This is a genomic window from Bacillus cereus group sp. BceL291 (assembly GCF_051776705.1).
Taxonomy (GTDB): Bacteria; Bacillota; Bacilli; order Bacillales; family Bacillaceae_G; genus Bacillus_A; species Bacillus_A cereus.
The window spans coordinates 40,400-58,444 of the sequence record NZ_JBPWAP010000014.1 but is presented as its reverse complement, the minus strand read 5'-3'; the positions used below and the strand labels follow the sequence as shown (position 1 = coordinate 58,444).

Genomic DNA, 18,045 nt, shown 5'->3' with positions numbered 1-18,045 from the left:
CATTATAAAATCCCCAGTATGAATTATTTGTTCATACTGGGGGTTTTTTGTAGAAATTTTATAAACTGATTACTAGTAAGTGGTTTACTGAAATAGTAACCTTGCATATATTTACAGTTATGTTTTTGCAGAAACTTAAGCTGTTTTTCGGTTTCAATTCCTTCGGCAACGACTGAAAGATTTAAAGTATTTGCGAGGGAAAGTATTGTAGAAACGATGGCTCGTTCTTCAGGACGATGATCAGCTAATTGTGTAAATTCTCTCGGTACTTTTAATGTGTCGATTGGAAAAATTGATAAATAAGCAAGAGAAGAATACCCAGTACCGAAGTCATCAATGGAAGTTTGGATACCGTATTCTTTTAATTGCTTCAGTCTCAATAACGTTTCTTTCTCGTCAATCATTGCAATCCTTTCTGTTAACTCAAGTGTTACATATTTTGGATCGACTTGCACGTCGTTTAATATTTGTGAAATGTTTTCGATTAATTGATCTTGCCGGAATTCTTTTGCGGATAAATTAACACTTATTTTTAAATTTTGGTAGCCAAAGGTATGCCATATTTTTAATTGGAGACAAGCTTCTTGTAATACCCAATGTCCAAGTGGGACTACTTGTGGCGTCTCTTCTACAATTGGAATAAACTCACATGGTGAAATGTCACCTAATAGTGGGGGTTTCCAACGTATTAAAGCTTCAGCACCGATAATTTTATTTGTTGTCGTATCAATTTGTGGTTGATAAACGAGATAAAATTCTTTGTTTACTAAAGCGATTGGCAAATCTTTTTCAATTCGAGCTTTTCGTTCCATTTTTTTATATAGTTCTTTCGTGTAAAGAGAGCTACCGTTTTTTCCTTTATTCTTTGCTTCGTACATGGCCATATCAGCATGCTGCAAAATGGATAGCGCATCTTCACCTGCTTCAGGATATATTGCAATTCCGATGCTCGGTGAAATTTGTAAATGTTGATTTTCGATTTCAAATGGCTCATTCATGGCCGCTACAATCATATCAGCTATTTTTTGGACATCTGGCTTTTTTTTGTAATTCTCGATAAGGATTGTGAACTCATCCCCAGCTAGCCGCGCGAGTTTCATATTTGATGTTGCTATTCTTTCGAGCCTTTTTGCTACTGCGATGAGCAATAGGTCTCCTACTCGATGACCGAGGGTATCATTAATAACTTTAAAACGGTCTAGGTCGAGAAACATAACAGCAAAAGGCTTTTTCGATATTTTTGCTCGTGCAATTGCCTGTTCTAAATGTTGATGAAATGCACGTCGATTTGCAAGCTCTGTTAAAGTATCATGGTATGCTAGGAAATTAATTTGTTCTTGTTGTTGTTTGCTTTCCGTAATATCTTTAATCATTAAATAAACCCCAGAAATTTTCTCCTTTAAAAAGATCGGTACGGCGGTAACGTGCAAGTAGTAAATATCTCTGTTTTTATGGTACGCCCGTATTTCTAAAGAGATAGAATCCCCCTTTTTCACGCGATGAAAGGCGTTAATCATTTCTTCTAAATCTTCTTCGTATATGAGTGAATAGTAAGGCTGGTTTAATAATTCATTCGTTTGATAACCGAGTAAAGTAGTACCAGCGTTATTTACTTTGAGAAAATTACCGTACAAATCTAATGTGAAGATTGGATCTGGATGATGCTCGTATAAAGATTTAAACATTTGTTGATTATGATAGAGTTCATTTTTCTGTTCTACTAAATCTTCTGTACGTAGTTTAATTTGTTTCTCGAGTTCTGAGTTGAATTGCATTTGAGCAATCAATAATATTTTATTTTGTTTTCGAACTAAACTATGACGTATGAGAACGAAGGAGAAAGTTATTATAAGTCCGATTACTATAATAGGCGCAAAAACGTATTCAACTAATATGAAAACAATAAGCATTACTACCGAAATATACGGTAATGATAATCGGATTGATTCACCAATTTTAGGTGTTAGTAGTACTTGTTCTTGTTTTTCAGGCTTTTTTGTATGGAGAATACAGGCGATTGCTACTAGTACTAAGGTTACTTGATAGAAAGGAGTAACTGTAAACATAGAATACTCTGGTATGAAGTATTTTATATACGCATAAATCGCATCTGTAGTAGCATATAAAATTAAAGCACTGCCAAGAAGTGCACCGACCTTTTTAGGTAATAAGGATAGTGGTTTGAATAAAAGGTTGATTCCTATTAAGAGAAAGAGTAAATCAGCCATTGGATAGGTAAGTTGAACAAATATGTCGATATAGGATGTTGTAAAGATATGAATAGTTCGTTCAATAAGTAAGTAGTAACTTAAAGTAAATTGGGCTGTAACGATAATACAAATATCACATAGCATAAAAAGTTTTTCTAATAAATCTCGGTTATAAATGATTTCGTATAGAAAGGCAAACGTAAAGCTAACTAAAAAAAGTAAGTAAAAAAAGTCAGATGGATCAACGAACGTATAGAAGTCCTTTACAATTAAACGCTGATAGGCAACGACTATATCACCGATAAAATAAGAGAGAGCTCCAACAGATAATATGATCCAAAATAAACGAGATAGCCCTTCTTTCATGTTTGAAAAATAAAGTATATAACTACAAGCGATAATATCAATTAATAGGGTACTCGTTCCGATTAATAGCTGAAAAGAAAATGAGTATTCATATAGAAAAGGCATCGCTACATAGTGAAGCGTTATAGACAGCAATACAATGCTTATAAGAATACTTACATGTGTTTGTTTTTTCATTTATATCACCTACGGTTTCTTGAAAAGCATATATAAGTTTATATTTATTTTGCACAATTATAGCAAGTTGTAAAGATAGATTTTAATAATTCTTGTTTCTGCCTCCCAACATATCGACATAGGAATTTGAAGTTTGCTATAATGGTTAGAATAGTTGCATTATTTAGAAAAATTTAAAAATAATAATTACTGCAACTAGGACATATTGTTTACTATGTGAACTTGTTCTTAATTTAGGGGGGAGGGTTTCACAATGGCAAGTGTATATAAAAATAGTTATATGATCGTTTTGATTTTCTTGCTATTAGGTATATTGCTGCCGGTAGTGGCTCTTACATTAGGAAGGATGCTGCGCCCAAATAAACCAAGTGCAGCAAAGGCGACGACGTATGAGAGTGGAATTGAGCCTTTTCATGATGCAAATATTCGGTTTCATGCTCGTTATTATATTTTCGCTTTATTGTTTGTGATCTTTGATGTAGAAACTTTATTTTTATATCCTTGGGCTGTTGCGTATGACAAGCTAGGTTTATTTGCATTAATTGAAATGCTCATCTTTGTTGTAATGTTGCTAGTTGGATTAGCGTATGCTTGGAAAAAGAAGGTGTTACAATGGTTATAAATTTTGAGGAATTACATCCAAATGAGCGAGCAGAATTAGAACGAAATATCTTTTTTTCTACATTGGAACAGTTGAAAGGATGGGCGAGGAGCAATTCTTTATGGCCGATGACATTCGGACTGGCGTGCTGTGCAATTGAAATGATGGGAGTAGGTTCATCACATTATGATTTAGATCGATTTGGGTCATTTTTTCGGACTTCACCAAGGCAATCGGACGTCATGATTGTATCGGGAACGGTAACGAAGAAGATGGCTCCTATTGTTCGGCGCTTATATGATCAAATGCCCGAACCGAAATGGGTTATTGCGATGGGATCTTGTGCGACAGCAGGTGGTCCGTATGTAAATTCATATGCTGTTGTGAAAGGTGTAGACCAAATTGTACCAGTTGATGTGTATATTCCTGGTTGTCCCCCAAATCCAGCTGCTTTAATTTATGGAATTAATAAATTAAAAGAAAAAATTCGTTACGAAGCAAAGACCGGGAAGCAGGTGACGAATAAATGAGCAATCCAAATAAAGATTTAGAGGAGCTGAAAAAAGAAGCAGCTAGGCGTGCAAAAGAAGAAGCGAGAAAACGCCTTGTAGCGAAACACGAGGCGGAAATAAGTGAGCTTGAGGAAGAAGATCAAGAAAAAGAGAAAGCGCTACCAAAAAAAGATGATATTACTATAGAAGAAGCAAAACGACGTGCAGCAGCAGCTGCAAAAGCAAAAGCGGCGGCGTTAGCGAAGCAGAAAAGAGAAGGAACCGAGGAAGTAACGGAAGAAGAAAAAGCGAAAGCCAAGGCGAAGGCAGCAGCCGCCGCAAAGGCAAAAGCGGCAGCGTTAGCGAAGCAGAAAAGAGAAGGAACCGAAGAAGTAACGGAAGAAGAAAAAGCGAAAGCAGCAGCGGCTGCAAGAGCGAAGACAAAGGGGGCTGAAGGTAAGAAAGAGGATGAGCCGAAGCAGGAAGAACTGTCCGTAAATCAGCCGTATTTAAATCAGTATGTTGAGGCTATTAGGGAGAAGTTAGGAGAGGGTGTATTAGTAGATTCCTACATTAATAAACTGTCAAAGGATGTGCCAACTCTTGTGGTGGATCCCGAAAAATATTATGAAGTGATGGAGTCACTGCGATTCCATGAGGGACTTGCTTTTGATTATATGTCAGAGCTACATGCGACGGATTTTGTGACACATATGGAAGTGTATGTTCATTTGTTTTCATATAGTAAGAAACAATCGGTAGCGGTGAAGGTAAAGCTAGACCGAGAAACGCCGCAAGTCGAATCTGTGACAGCGCTTTGGAAAGGGGCTGACTGGCCGGAGCGAGAAGCATACGATTTGCTCGGCATTATATTTAAAGGGCATCCGAATTTAACACGTATTTTAATGCCAGAGGATTGGGTAGGATATCCGCTTAGAAAAGACTATGAACCGTATGATGTGGAGGTGTAGCTATGATCCGCACGGAAGAGATGCTTTTGAATGTAGGACCTCAGCATCCGAGTACACATGGTGTGTTCAGGCTCGTAATTAAGATTGACGGGGAAATTATTAAAGAAGCTACACCTGTTATTGGGTATTTACATCGCGGGACGGAAAAGATCGCTGAGAGCTTACAGTATACGCAAATTATCCCTTATACAGATCGAATGGACTATTTATCAGCTATGACGAATAATTACGTCATTTGCCATGCTGTAGAGACGATGATGGGGCTTGAAATTCCAGAGCGTGCCGAATACTTGCGAGTACTTGCGATGGAGCTAGGAAGAATTGCCAGCCATCTCGTTTGGTGGGGGACAAATCTTCTTGATATAGGAGCGGTTAGCCCGTTTTTGTACGCTTTTCGTGAACGAGAGATGATTATAAATTTATTAAATGAATTATGCGGGGCACGGCTTACTTTTAACTATATGAGAGTTGGTGGTGTGAAGTGGGATGCGCCAGATGGTTGGATTGAAAAGGTGGAAGAGTTTGTTCCGTATATGAGGGAGCAACTGGCAGGTTATCATGATCTTGTTAGCGGTAATGAGATTTTCTTAAATCGTGTGAAAGGCGTTGGTATATATAGCGCGGAAGAAGCGATTTCGTATTCTTTAAGCGGAGCAAATTTGCGGTGCACTGGAGTAAACTGGGATCTTCGCAAAGATGAGCCGTATTCGATTTATGATCGTTTTGATTTTGATATTCCTGTTGGAAGCGTGGGAGATGCTTGGGATCGCTACGTTTGCCGAATGCAAGAAAGCGAGGAGTCTTTAAAGATTGTTGAGCAAGCGGTTCAGCAGTTCCCGAAAGATGGAGCTGTGCTGGCAAAAGTACCAAAAATTATTAAGGCACCTAAGGGAGAAGCATTTGTACGTATCGAATCGCCGCGCGGAGAGATTGGGTGTTATATCGCTAGTGACGGAAAGAAAGAGCCGTACCGTTTGAAGTTTCGTAGGCCATCTTTTTATAACTTGCAAATTTTACCAAAGTTATTGAAAGGTGAAAACATCGCTAATTTAATTACGATTTTAGGTGGAGTTGATATTGTACTTGGGGAGGTTGATGGCTAATGATTGAGACGCTCTTACAATCACCTTCAAGCTGGACGAATTTCTTCATTTTTTTCGGATTAGCGGTACTTCTACTATTTGCAGTCCTTGGCTTCGTTACATATGGAATCTTGGCAGAACGGAAAGTGATGGGGTTTATGCAAGGGCGGATTGGCCCAAACCAGGTTGGAGGCCGATTTGGTTTACTGCAAACGGTAGCTGATGTTTTAAAACTATTATTGAAAGAAGATAGTATTCCGAAAGCAGCAGATAAACCGCTGTTTATATTAGCACCTGTCATTGCATTTGCACCAGCATTTATGGTGCTTGCAGTTATCCCGTTCACTGATAAATTTCAATTTGCAGATATTGGAGTCGGGTTACTTTATTATATCGCTGTTTCCGGTATTACGACGATAGGTGTTGTAACTGGGGGATGGGCATCGAATAATAAATATTCCCTTTTAGGAGGGATGCGTGCGGCGGCGCAAATGATTTCTTATGAGATTCCGCTCGTAATGAGTGTAATTGGTATCGTTTTGCTAGCTGGTAGCCTGAATTTAAATGAGATTGTAGCGGCGCAGGAGAAGGTTTGGTACATTTTCGTACAGCCAATTGGCTTCGTCGTTTTCTTAATCGCAGCAGTTGCAGAGTTAAATAGAACGCCATTCGATTTGCCAGAAGCGGAGTCAGAACTTGTTTCTGGATATCATACGGAATACTCAGGGTTTCGCTGGGCGTTTTTCATGCTTTCAGAGTACGTATATTTCTTCGGGATGGCATCGTTAATTACAGTGCTCTTTTTAGGCGGATGGAATCCAGTCATGTTTCTTGGATTTATCCCAGGTGCCGTATGGTTTGCTTTGAAATTTAGCAGTGTAGTCTTTCTATTAATTTGGTTCCGCGTTACGTTCCCGCGTATAAGAGGTGACCAGTTAATGGAGTTTGGTTGGAAAGTATTATTGCCGATTGCACTTGCAAATATTTTCTTAACGGCATTGATTAAGGAGTTATTCTTCTAATCTATGAGGGGGGTGCCAGTAAGAGATGAAAGGACTATTTAAAGGATTAAAATATACATTAAGTAATTTGAGCAAGAAGAAGGTAACGTATGATTATCCAAATCAACCGTTGCCGTTGCCAGACCGTTTTCGAGGAATTCAAAAATTTTATCCGGAAAAATGTATTGTTTGTAATCAGTGCTCTAACATTTGTCCGACAGACTGTATTCAGTTAACAGGAAAGAAACATCCGGATCCTACGAAAAAAGGAAAAATTATCGACACGTATGATATTAATTTTGAAATTTGTATTCTTTGTGATTTATGTACAGAAGTTTGTCCGACAGAGGCAATTGTCATGACAAATAACTTTGAACTCGCGGAATATTCACGTGATGACTTATTTAAAAATTTGCAGTGGCTTGACGAAAACGACGAAAATGTCAGGAAGGAGAATAAGGCATGAATGGCGAGTTTGTAGCATTCTTTATACTATCCTTGTCTGCAATTATCGGCGGTGTTCTTATGTTGAACTTAACGAAAGTTATGCACATGATGCTAGCTCTCGTTCTGACATTTCTCAGCATTGCAGGTTTGTATTTTCTTTTATCAGCCGAATTTATAGGCGTTGCACAAATTTTACTTTATTCTGGTGCAATCACAATTATTATGATTTTCGGCATTATGTTAACGAAACATAACGCGGAAAATGAATCGCGTCTTACTCTTCGAAAATGGATTATCTTCTTTGCAGTTGTAGCATTTGGAGCGGTTATGTATTTCGCTGTTAATAATGTTGATTTTGCAAATGAAAGCACACAAGGAAGTTTACCTCTCCATGAAAACAACACACTTCAAATCGGTACGCTTCTCTATTCAAAATATATTATTCCATTTGAACTAACTTCAGTTATTTTACTTGTAGCACTCGTTGGCGCAATTATACTTGCGAAAAAGGACGAGAAAGAGGAGGATTCCAATGAGTAGCGTTCCAGCTTCTGCATATTTAACACTTGCGATTATTTTGTTTTGCATCGGTCTATTTGGAGCTTTAACAAAGCGGAATACAGTAATCGTATTAGTTTGTATCGAATTAATGCTGAATGCTGCCAATTTAAACTTAGTGGCGTTTAGTAAATTAGGCTTATTTCCGAATTTAACAGGTCAAATTTTCTCACTGTTTACGATGGCTGTAGCGGCAGCGGAAGCGGCGGTAGGACTCGCTATTTTAATTGCTTTATATCGCAATCGTACGACAGTTCAGGTGGATGAAATGGATACGCTTAAAGGATAGCATTGTGACCGAAAAAGGGGGAAGGAAACAATGATCGATTATGCATGGCTCATACCGCTTTTCCCACTCGTTTCGTTTTTGTTACTCATTATATTCGGGAAGAAAATTAGAGAAGGAAGCAGCGTACTTAGTATTTTTTTCGTCTTTCTCTCCTTTATACTTGCGGTACTTGTGTTAATAGAAAGGTTTTCAGAAGCAAGCGTGAAGCATAAGTGGGTATGGCTTAGAGCTGGAGATTTGGATATATCATTCGGCTTTGAAGTGACTGCATTAGGAGCTTTAATGTTATTTATCGTGACGCTTGTGAGTCTACTTGTACATGTGTATTCGAAAGGTTATATGAAAGGTGATGAACGATTACCAACCTTTTACGCATATTTAGGACTCTTTACATTTGCGATGTTAGGGCTTGTTATATCAACGAATTTATTACAGCTTTATATATTTTGGGAATTAGTTGGCCTTGGTTCATTTTTACTTATCGGTTTTTATTTCTTTAAAGAAGAAGCGAAGGCTGCTGCAAAAAAGGCTTTTATTATGACCCGTATTGGGGATGTTGGTTTATTTATCGGGATGATTTTAATTTTTTGGTACGCAGGTAGTTTTGAATATGACGCAATATTTAGGGCGATTTATACAGGGGATCTACCTCCTTACATGATTACAATAACAGCGATATTAATTTTTATCGGGGCGATGGGAAAATCAGGTCAGTTCCCGCTGCATACGTGGTTGCCAGATGCAATGGAGGGGCCAACGCCCGTTTCGGCACTTATTCACGCGGCGACGATGGTCGCAGCTGGCGTATATTTAGTAGCGACGATGTTTCCTCTGTTTTCAGCAAGTACAGTGGCGATGCAGACAGTGGCAATCGTTGGAGCTTTCACTGCAATCTTTGCGGCCTCTATCGGTCTTGTGCAAACAGATATAAAGAGGGTGCTTGCTTATTCTACAGTTAGCCAGCTCGGGTACATGATGCTCGCGTTAGGTTCTGCCGGTTATGTAGCTGGTATATTCCATTTAACGACACACGCTTTTTTTAAAGCACTACTATTTTTGGCAGCAGGAAGTGTAATTCATGCTGTGCATACGCAAAACATTAATAAAATGGGCGGTTTACAGAAGAAGATGAAAGTAACTGGTACGCTATTTTTAATAGGTACCCTTGCCATTAGCGGTGTTCCGCTGCTTTCCGGTTTTTTCAGCAAAGATGAAATTTTAGCGGCGACGTGGATGAATGGCAATTACGTTTTATTTACTTTAGCGGTAATTGCGGCGTTTTTAACAGCATTTTATATGTTCCGCCTATACTTTCTTGTCTTTACTGGAGAAACGAAGACGAAGGAAGAAGTGCATGAATCGCCTCGCGTTATGACGTATCCAATGATTGTTCTCGGCGTTCTTGCGGTAGTGGCAGGATATATAAATACACCATGGTTTGGGACATTTCTCGGAGATTGGTTGACGAAAGATGTAGGGTTTAAGGTTGAAGAAGCGCATGGACCAGTTTGGATTATAATTGTTGCGACACTCGTTTCATTTGCGGGAATCGCTCTTGCATATTTCATATATTGCAAGAAATCAATTTCTAGAAATTGGGCTGGGGGTACGGAAACATCGCTTTATAATCTTTTGAAAGAAAAATATTATGTGGATGAACTATACAACATGACGGTGATCCCTATTACGAAAGGAATCGCTCATGTGCTTCGCTTATTTGAAGTGTATGTAGTTGAAGGAATTGCAGTTTTAATTTCAAGTGTAGTTAAAGGCACAAGTAATCTTGGATCGAAACTTCAAAATGGGAATGTACAAGTGTACGGTACTGTAACGGCAGTTTCACTCGCTGTACTCGTCATTATTTTGCTCTATACGGGAGGGGATTTACGATGAATGATTTGTTGTTAACGTTCTTCATTTTTTCCCCGCTTTTAGGAATTTTATTGCTTGTATTAACACCGAAAAAGGAATTGCGTACAGTGCGAGCGCTTGGCTTATTTGGGACGGCACTTCCATTTGGAATCGCTATCGTCCTCGCTTGTACATATGCTTCTGGAAAGAATTTGTCACTATTTGATGAGAAGGTGAAATGGATTAAGTTCGGCGATTTTACAGCGGTAGATAAAAGGTGGTTTTCTATTTATTACGAGCTCGGTATTGATGGTTTGTCGCTTGTCATGATGGTACTGACGGCTCTTCTAGCAACGCTTGCAGCAATTGCAGCCTTTTCTATTAAAAGAAATTTAAAAGCATTTTATATGCTGTTACTTATGCTAGAAATAGGAATGCTCGGCGTCTTTGCTGCTCAAAACTTAATGTTGTTTTTTATCTTCTTTGAAATTACGTTGCCACCAATGTTCTTATTAATTGGAAAGTGGGGAAAATTGTCGAGTGAAAAGGCTGCGTATAGTTATTTAATATATAACGGTATTGGCTCAGCTATTTTGCTCATTGTTTTCTCAATTTTGTTTGCGAAAACAGGTACAACAAATATTGTGGAGCTGAAAGAGATATTAAGAAGCATAAACGCAGAGGGAGCACTCGTCATCCCAAGTAGCTTGCAGCTTAGTGTATTTATTGCCATAATGATTGCTTTTGCAATTAAACTACCTGTTTTTCCGTTGCACCGCTGGATGGTCAATGTACACATAGAAGCGCATCCAGCTGTAGTTATGCTTCATGCGGGTGTTTTGCTAAAGATTGGAGCGTACGGTATTATTCGCTTCGGGAAAGGGCTATTCCCGGAATATTTTCACGATGTTGCAACGCTAATTGCGATATTAGGCGTAATTAATCTACTATACGGTGCCTTTTTAGCGCTCATCCAAACGGACTTTAGGAAAGTACTGGCTTACTCTAGTATTTCGCATATGGGAATTGTGTTAATGGGACTTGCGTCACTTAATGCACTTGGTACACAAGGAGCGCTATTCCAAGTTGTATCACATGGTTTAATTGCAGCCTTGCTCTTCTTTCTACTGGGTGTTATAGAACAACGATTTGGAACTTCGGATATTACGGTGCTAGGCGGACTTGCGAAAAGTGTACCGATACTTAGCGGATTCTTTTTAGCAGGAGGAATGGCCTCGCTTGGATTACCAGGGATGTCTGGGTTTGTTAGTGAATTTCTTGCCTTTCTCGGTTTATTTCAAGGAGAGCCCGTCATTGCTGCAGTCGGTGTGATTGGCATCATTTTAACCGCTGTATATGTATTAAGGGCGACACTTCAAGTGACATTTGGAAAGAAAGAGTGGGAAGCAAAAACTGATATACACGGATGGGAGTATGTCCCTGTTTTACTACTTATCTTTTGTATTATTGCAATTGGAGTTATGCCAGAAATACTAGGGGATCCGCTTCAAAATACATTGAAAACATTGGGGGTGAAGTAGGATGGATATGAATACGTTACTTAGTTTATCGTGGCATCTAATGGTGCCAGAATTTATTATTCTCGGCGCCGCCATCCTTCTTTCCATATGTGATTTGTTTTTTAAGCTGAACCATAGATATGTAGCTTTTGGTGCGATTGCTGCTATCGTATTAGCAATTGTGTCATTAATTACGCTATATAGCGAACCAGCTGGAGATATTTTAAACGGATCGTTTGTGTTAGATGGATTTTCAAAAGGGTTTAAAACATTGCTATTAGGTGCCTCAGCTCTTATTTTATGCACCGCAATGAGCGATGATAAGAAGAATCCAATTGAAGATAAGGGTGAATATTATTACTTATTTTTAATGGCACTTCTTGGTGCGATGTTCATGGCTTCTAGTGTTGATTTCATTACCCTTTTCGTTGGTTTGGAGTTACTTTCACTTTCTTCTTATATTTTAGTAGGAATACGAAAAAAGAGCCGTGCATCAAATGAAGCGGCAATGAAATACGTCATTAGCGGAGGAATTGGAACGGCGATTACGCTCTTCGGAATGAGTTATTTATACGGTATTACAGGTTCAACTAACATTGTAGATATGCAAAAGGTACTCACTGGGGAACTCGCTAGTGGTATTCAGTTATTGTTAGCTCTCGCATTTCTTTTATTGCTAGTCGGTCTCTCATTTAAAATTGCCACAGTGCCGTTTCATATGTGGGCACCTGATGTGTATGAAGGAGCGGCTACACCAGTTACTGCTTTTCTTGGAACGATTTCTAAAATTGCTGGTTTCCTACTCATTATTCGTTTGTTCCTTATGGTTTTTGCAAGTGTATTAATACAAGGAGATATGCAATCTTTATATGGGCATATGAGTATATATATCGCGGTGTTAGCAAGTATTACGATGATTGTTGGGAATGTAGTTGCGTTAAAACAATACAATATAAAGCGTTTATTTGCTTATTCGGGCATTGCTCATGCAGGGTATTTACTCGTTCCACTTGTGGCATTATCACCATTTACGATGGATAGCATGTGGTTTTATATGCTGGCATACATGCTTATGAATATAGGTGCATTTGCTATCATCCACGGCTTAATCTTACAAAATGATGAGGAAAATATAACGATTTTCACAGGTTTATATAAAAGGTCGCCATTTGCAGCGATTATGATGACAATTTTTATTTTATCGTTGGCTGGGATACCAGGAACGGCTGGCTTCATTGGAAAGATTAATATCTTTTTAGGCGCGCTTCATGTAGAGCCAGCACATTACGTACTAGCTTCGATTATGATGGGTACGACAGTCGTTTCATTCGTATATTATTTCCGTATTTTACAACAAATGTTTTTCCGCACAGGAGAGACAGAAGAGAGAATACGGTTACCGTTAAATATAAAGGTTGTTATGAGTCTTTGTGCAATTTCGATTGTAATACTAGGGATTATGCCGATGATTGGGTACAATTTCTTTTATGAATATTTTCCATTAATGAAAGATTTCTTCTTCTTAGGGAACGTGGTACAATAGTGAAAATAAAAGGTGTGGAGTCAGTACTCTGCGCTTTTTATTTTGTGTTAACTTGTAATGTAGATATACGTTTTTGGAAAGAAAATCACGATGTAAAATGTAAGATGTCTATGTGCATTTGAAAAAGTGTAGCTCCTACTTATTATGGTATCGTTTTTATATTCTTTCATAAGTAGTAGCTGAGTAAAAAGGGGTCGATTTTTTGGCACAACTTTTAGGGCAACAAGCACTGATTGCCATTGTTTCGCATTTATTGTTTATTACCATTACGTGGTGGGCCTTACAAGGCATTCACATTGAGCGTTTAATGAAGTCCGGAAAAGTGCTGCAGACGCGAGTATTACTCATCTTAATTACAATTGCAATTGGGACATCTGTAAGTAACTTTTTCCTTGATTATTTAGGCTATTCGAAGAGTTTAACGTATTTAGTAAAGTAAGTGTATAGAACCTCAAATCTCCGTTAACAATGGGGATAGGAGGGGATGAAATTGAAGCTTAAAGCCATTCTTATTGTTGCACTTAGTGTTGTTTTATTTTTGGTTGGATATAGAGAGATGAAACCGATAAGCGATGAACAGAAAATGGAGAGCATGATCAAGGCTTTAGAGAAAAATGATGCTAAAGTAGAAAAATGGTCATGGTTAGCGAGAGAAACAAAAACAATTTCTAACATACATACGTTTCAAAAGTTGTTAAACGATGTGAAGGAAAAGGCAAATATTCAAAAGTGGGAAGTAGAGCAATCTCCAGATGGATATAAAGCTACTTCCTATAAAAAGCTTTCTTCTTATGAAGAACGAGTAGTAGTAACTTGGAGTAAAGAAAATACTAAAGAAAACACTTTCATTATCTTTGAAATAAGTGGGGCGAAATGGGACCCGAAGTATGTTCAAAACATGAATAAAATTTTTAGTGAAAAACCTATAATTTACACTTGTGTTCAAGGTGTACTGAATGATAAGATTGAAGGTGTTTTGCAAAATAAAACCAATCAGGTTTTGAAAGATCTTTCAGCAAGAGCGATCGAACAAGTAGAAGAAAGAGCATTTGTGTCAGTCTCCGCATACAATAAAAAGTGGGATGACGCTCTTTCAACAAATAGAGAGAAAATAAATGTGCAAATAGCAATACGTTCTACAGACAACAAAGATACAATTGTGGTTGGCACACCGATCATAACTTCTGAGTATTGAGTGAATAGATACTGAAAAAAGGACACGGAGGGGAATAATTTGGAAAAGATCATCGTCCGTGGCGGAAAGCGGTTAAACGGCACAGTGCGTGTTGAGGGCGCAAAAAATGCTGTATTACCTATAATCGCTGCAGCCCTATTAGCGAGTGATGGAAAGAATGTACTATCTGAAGTACCAGTTTTGTCTGATGTATACACAATTAATGAGGTATTACGTCATTTAAATGCTGAAGTCGTATTTGAAAATAATCAAGTAACAATCGATTCTTCTAAAGAACTAAACATTGAAGCACCATTTGAATATGTACGTAAAATGCGTGCATCTGTTCAAGTAATGGGACCATTATTAGCACGTAACGGTCGTGCTCGTATTGCACTTCCTGGTGGATGTGCAATTGGTTCACGTCCAATTGACCAACATTTAAAAGGCTTCGAAGCAATGGGAGCAAAAGTACAGGTTGGTAACGGTTTTGTTGAGGCATATGTTGAGGGAGAACTAAAAGGAGCTAAAATCTACTTAGACTTCCCAAGCGTAGGCGCGACAGAAAACATTATGTCTGCAGCTACATTAGCAAAAGGGACAACAATTCTTGAAAACGCAGCGAAAGAACCAGAAATCGTTGACTTAGCTAACTTCTTAAATGCGATGGGAGCGAAAGTACGCGGAGCTGGAACTGGAACGATTCGTATCGAAGGCGTTGATAAATTATATGGTGCAAACCACTCTATTATTCCTGACCGTATTGAAGCGGGAACATTCATGGTTGCAGCAGCAATTACTGGTGGAGACATCTTAATTGAAAATGCTGTACCTGAACATTTACGCTCAATTACAGCGAAAATGGAAGAAATGGGTGTTAAAATTATTGAGGAAAACGAAGGTGTACGTGTTATCGGCCCAGATAAGTTAAAAGCGGTTGATATTAAAACTATGCCTCACCCAGGTTTCCCAACAGACATGCAATCACAAATGATGGCATTATTACTACAAGCTGATGGAACAAGCATGATTACAGAAACGGTATTCGAAAACCGCTTTATGCACGTTGAAGAATTCCGTCGTATGAATGCTGATATTAAAATTGAAGGTCGTTCTGTTATTATGAACGGTCCAAACAGCTTACAAGGTGCTGAAGTAGCAGCAACTGACTTACGTGCTGCAGCTGCATTAATCTTAGCTGGTTTAGTATCAGAAGGTTATACTCGTGTAACTGAGTTAAAACATCTTGACCGTGGCTATGTAAACTTCCATAAGAAATTAGCTGCATTAGGTGCAACTATTGAACGTGTAAACGAAAAAGTAGAAGAAGTGAAAGAACAAGAAGTTTCTGATCTTCACGCTTAATTGAAATAGTCTCTATGTCTTTTGACATAGGGGCTATTTTTTTGGTTATTACTGTTATAGTCAATAAATTCTATACTTATGCACGTACCAGTAAAAATATTTAGAAAATTTCTGTTTTATACTCTTCCCCTTAAGTATGTTCTAAAAGAAAGAGTTGTTCCATAAGAATGAATGGAGTAAAGCTTTTATATTGGGGGAAAATAGGATGAAATTTTCAAAGCCACTTTTTATTACAGTAGCGCTCTTAATAGCGCTCGTTATCATTGTACCTGCAGCCCTTGTTATTCCATTTGCGAAAGCAAAAGTAGGGGAAGAAACGGCCTCTAAAACTCCTCCAGCGATAGAAAGCATACCAGCTCCAGGAAAAGTAGATACAGCTGTTCAAGTTGCTGTATATCGCGAAAAACAGAAGAAGGTAGAAACATTACCAGTGGAGGAGTATGTGACAGGTGTAGTAGCTTCTGAGATGAATGCCAGTTTTGAAATAGAGGCACTAAAGGCGCAGGCATTAGCAGCGAGAACATTTGTAGTACAACGTATGCTAAGCGGAGGAAAGAAAAATAATGCGGACGTGACAGATACGGTGAAAGATCAAGTGTACAAAAGCAAAGATGAATTGAAGAAGCAATGGGGTAATAACTACGAAAATAATTTGAAGAAAATCGAAGAAGCCGTTTCGAAAACAGCAGGACAAGTTTTAACGTATGATGGAAAACCAATTTCAGCATCCTTCTTTTCAACGAGTAATGGCCGAACAGAAAATGCAGCTGACTATTGGGGAAATGATTATCCGTACTTGAAAAGTGTAGATAGTCCGTGGGATCAAGCCTCTCCAAAGTTTACGAGCGAGCAAACATTTACAGTAGCTGATTTTCAAAAACGTCTCGGTGTGAAAGTGCTAGCAGACGGGAAGGTTGGAAATATTAAAGACCTTACGGAAGGAAAGCGCGTAAAGGATGTAGCTTTTCAAGGAAAAACATTAACAGGAAAAGAAGTTCGTGAAAAGTTAGATTTACGTTCTTCTGATTTCACGTGGAAACAACAAGGAGATAAAATCATCGTTACAACGAAAGGCTTCGGTCACGGCGTTGGTATGAGTCAATACGGGGCGAACGGCATGGCAGCGGAAGGAAAGAAATATACAGATATCGTCGCTCATTACTATAAAGGCGTTGAAATAAAGACGATGAATGATTATGAAGGAAAACTGATGGTGAAGAAATAGGTGTCAGAACTCTGGCACCTATTTTTTTCTGTTTAAAATATCATAATTTTCCATTAATTGTTTGATATAATAGGATAAAAAGGCATTTGGGGGAGATGAAATGGCGTTACTAGAGTTGAAACAGTTAGGGAAGACGAACCAGTTACCGGAAATTGAGCTAAAGGTTGAAAAAGGACAATGTATTGTTTTGCAATGCAATAATCATACAGCTAAAGTGTTACACCGCATTATTATTGGTGAAGAAGAAGCTTCAACTGGCAACGTACTGTTTGAAGGGGAAGCAATTGGAAAGAAAAATTATTTCCGCATCGGCTTTTGTTTTTTGAAAGATGAAGCATATGATCGTTTGAAGGTGAAGGAATACTTTAAGTTTCTATTAGGACTTTATGAATCAAAGGTAAGTATAGAAGAAGTCGTACAGTATGTTGGTCTCCTAGATAAACTAAACGTTAAAATAGAAAAATTGTCATTTTCAGAGAAGCGCCGTCTTCATATAGGACGAATTATGATTCATAATCCGGATTTAATCATTTTGGAAGAACCAGAGCAAAATGTAGATATAGAGAGTACGGTTATTATTCGGAAAGCAATTATGAAAATGAAAGAACAAGGAAAGGCAATTTTTATTACGTCATCTTTCCTATCGGATGCCCTTTCGTTAACAGAGGATGTATACATATTAAACAACGATGGTGTGAAAAAAGTAGAAATTGAACAAGAGGAAGTGGAAGAAGTCGATGAAGAGAAGGTCGTTCAAATAATTCCGCAAATGAAGTTAGAAAGAATACCTGCGAAGGTGAACGATAAAATCATTTTACTTGATCCGATGGAAATCCATTTCATTGAAACACAAAACGGAGTAACACATATTCACGTTCGTGAAGGAGATTTCGTATGCGCTTTAACATTAGGTGAACTAGAAGCAAGGTTAACAGGTTTTGGTTTCTTTAGATGTCATCGCTCGTACCTTGTGAATTTACAAAGAGTGCGAGAAGTGATTACTTGGACTCGTAACAGTTTTAGCTTAATTTTAGACGACGAAAGAAAAAGTTCAATCCCGCTTTCAAAAGGACGAATGGATGAATTAAAAGGTGTTATTGGACTATAAAAGTGCTCCAATAAGCTCAACATGCGATTCATTCACCGGTAAAAATACTCCTTTTACCGGTATTTT

General features: G+C 38.2%; 17 protein-coding genes. 16 read left to right on the top strand and 1 reads right to left on the bottom strand.

Features of this window, described 5'->3' with window-relative positions; genetic code table 11:
- Positions 1–23 precede the first annotated feature (23 nt).
- Positions 24–2,753, bottom strand: coding sequence for an EAL domain-containing protein (locus ACS2CR_RS11890; RefSeq protein ID WP_153602556.1), 2,730 nt, complete (start codon positions 2,751–2,753; stop codon positions 24–26).
- Positions 2,754–3,006: 253 nt separating this feature from the next.
- Here ACS2CR_RS11890 and nuoA point away from each other — a divergent pair, with 253 nt between their 5' ends.
- From nuoA to ACS2CR_RS11810, 16 genes are all read left to right on the top strand, one after another.
- Entirely contained in the window at positions 3,007–3,375 is a 369-nt protein-coding gene (gene nuoA, locus ACS2CR_RS11885; protein ID WP_053513735.1) for an NADH-quinone oxidoreductase subunit NuoA, read from the top strand.
- Positions 3,366–3,884, top strand: a complete 519-nt coding sequence (nuoB, locus tag ACS2CR_RS11880; protein ID WP_000236331.1) for an NADH-quinone oxidoreductase subunit NuoB — start codon at positions 3,366–3,368, stop codon at positions 3,882–3,884. Before nuoA ends, nuoB begins: the two co-directional genes overlap by 10 nt.
- Positions 3,881–4,816, top strand: a complete 936-nt coding sequence (locus tag ACS2CR_RS11875) for an NADH-quinone oxidoreductase subunit C (RefSeq protein ID WP_153602557.1) — start codon at positions 3,881–3,883, stop codon at positions 4,814–4,816. Before nuoB ends, ACS2CR_RS11875 begins: the two co-directional genes overlap by 4 nt.
- A 2-nt stretch (positions 4,817–4,818) precedes the next feature.
- Positions 4,819–5,919 (top strand): NADH-quinone oxidoreductase subunit NuoD, encoded by a 1,101-nt coding sequence (gene nuoD / locus ACS2CR_RS11870; RefSeq protein ID WP_153602558.1) that lies wholly within the window; start codon positions 4,819–4,821, stop codon positions 5,917–5,919.
- Positions 5,919–6,920, top strand: coding sequence for an NADH-quinone oxidoreductase subunit NuoH (gene nuoH, locus ACS2CR_RS11865; RefSeq protein ID WP_000573426.1), 1,002 nt, complete (start codon positions 5,919–5,921; stop codon positions 6,918–6,920). Before nuoD ends, nuoH begins: the two co-directional genes overlap by 1 nt.
- 25 nt (positions 6,921–6,945) lie before the next feature.
- Positions 6,946–7,365 carry an NADH-quinone oxidoreductase subunit NuoI gene (gene nuoI / locus ACS2CR_RS11860; protein ID WP_000677191.1) on the top strand — a complete coding sequence of 140 codons (420 nt, stop codon included), beginning with the start codon at positions 6,946–6,948 and terminating at the stop codon, positions 7,363–7,365.
- Complete coding sequence (locus ACS2CR_RS11855) at positions 7,362–7,886, top strand: NADH-quinone oxidoreductase subunit J (protein ID WP_001012812.1); 525 nt, start codon at positions 7,362–7,364, stop codon at positions 7,884–7,886. Before nuoI ends, ACS2CR_RS11855 begins: the two co-directional genes overlap by 4 nt.
- Positions 7,879–8,193, top strand: coding sequence for an NADH-quinone oxidoreductase subunit NuoK (nuoK, locus tag ACS2CR_RS11850; RefSeq protein WP_000100079.1), 315 nt, complete (start codon positions 7,879–7,881; stop codon positions 8,191–8,193). The genes ACS2CR_RS11855 and nuoK overlap by 8 nt, the downstream gene beginning before the upstream one ends.
- Positions 8,194–8,223: 30 nt before the next feature.
- Positions 8,224–10,086 carry an NADH-quinone oxidoreductase subunit L gene (gene nuoL / locus ACS2CR_RS11845; protein ID WP_053513731.1) on the top strand — a complete coding sequence of 621 codons (1,863 nt, stop codon included), beginning with the start codon at positions 8,224–8,226 and terminating at the stop codon, positions 10,084–10,086.
- Positions 10,083–11,585, top strand: a complete 1,503-nt coding sequence (locus ACS2CR_RS11840) for an NADH-quinone oxidoreductase subunit M (RefSeq protein ID WP_053513728.1) — start codon at positions 10,083–10,085, stop codon at positions 11,583–11,585. Before nuoL ends, ACS2CR_RS11840 begins: the two co-directional genes overlap by 4 nt.
- A gap of 7 nt (positions 11,586–11,592) precedes the next feature.
- Positions 11,593–13,107 (top strand): NADH-quinone oxidoreductase subunit NuoN, encoded by a 1,515-nt coding sequence (gene nuoN / locus ACS2CR_RS11835; protein ID WP_002097922.1) that lies wholly within the window; start codon positions 11,593–11,595, stop codon positions 13,105–13,107.
- Between the two features lie 202 nt (positions 13,108–13,309).
- Positions 13,310–13,546: a DUF1146 family protein gene (locus ACS2CR_RS11830; RefSeq protein WP_000057889.1), complete on the top strand. Its 237-nt coding sequence runs from the start codon at positions 13,310–13,312 to the stop codon at positions 13,544–13,546.
- A 51-nt stretch (positions 13,547–13,597) separates the two neighbouring features.
- Positions 13,598–14,302, top strand: coding sequence for a YwmB family TATA-box binding protein (locus ACS2CR_RS11825; RefSeq protein WP_374050071.1), 705 nt, complete (start codon positions 13,598–13,600; stop codon positions 14,300–14,302).
- Positions 14,303–14,341: 39 nt separating this feature from the next.
- Positions 14,342–15,646, top strand: a complete 1,305-nt coding sequence (murA, locus tag ACS2CR_RS11820) for a UDP-N-acetylglucosamine 1-carboxyvinyltransferase (RefSeq protein ID WP_000411274.1) — start codon at positions 14,342–14,344, stop codon at positions 15,644–15,646.
- A 205-nt stretch (positions 15,647–15,851) separates the two neighbouring features.
- Positions 15,852–16,871: a stage II sporulation protein D gene (spoIID, locus tag ACS2CR_RS11815; protein WP_000672663.1), complete on the top strand. Its 1,020-nt coding sequence runs from the start codon at positions 15,852–15,854 to the stop codon at positions 16,869–16,871.
- Positions 16,872–16,971: 100 nt separating this feature from the next.
- Positions 16,972–17,979, top strand: coding sequence for a LytTR family transcriptional regulator DNA-binding domain-containing protein (locus ACS2CR_RS11810; RefSeq protein ID WP_053513724.1), 1,008 nt, complete (start codon positions 16,972–16,974; stop codon positions 17,977–17,979).
- Positions 17,980–18,045: the final 66 nt, after the last annotated feature.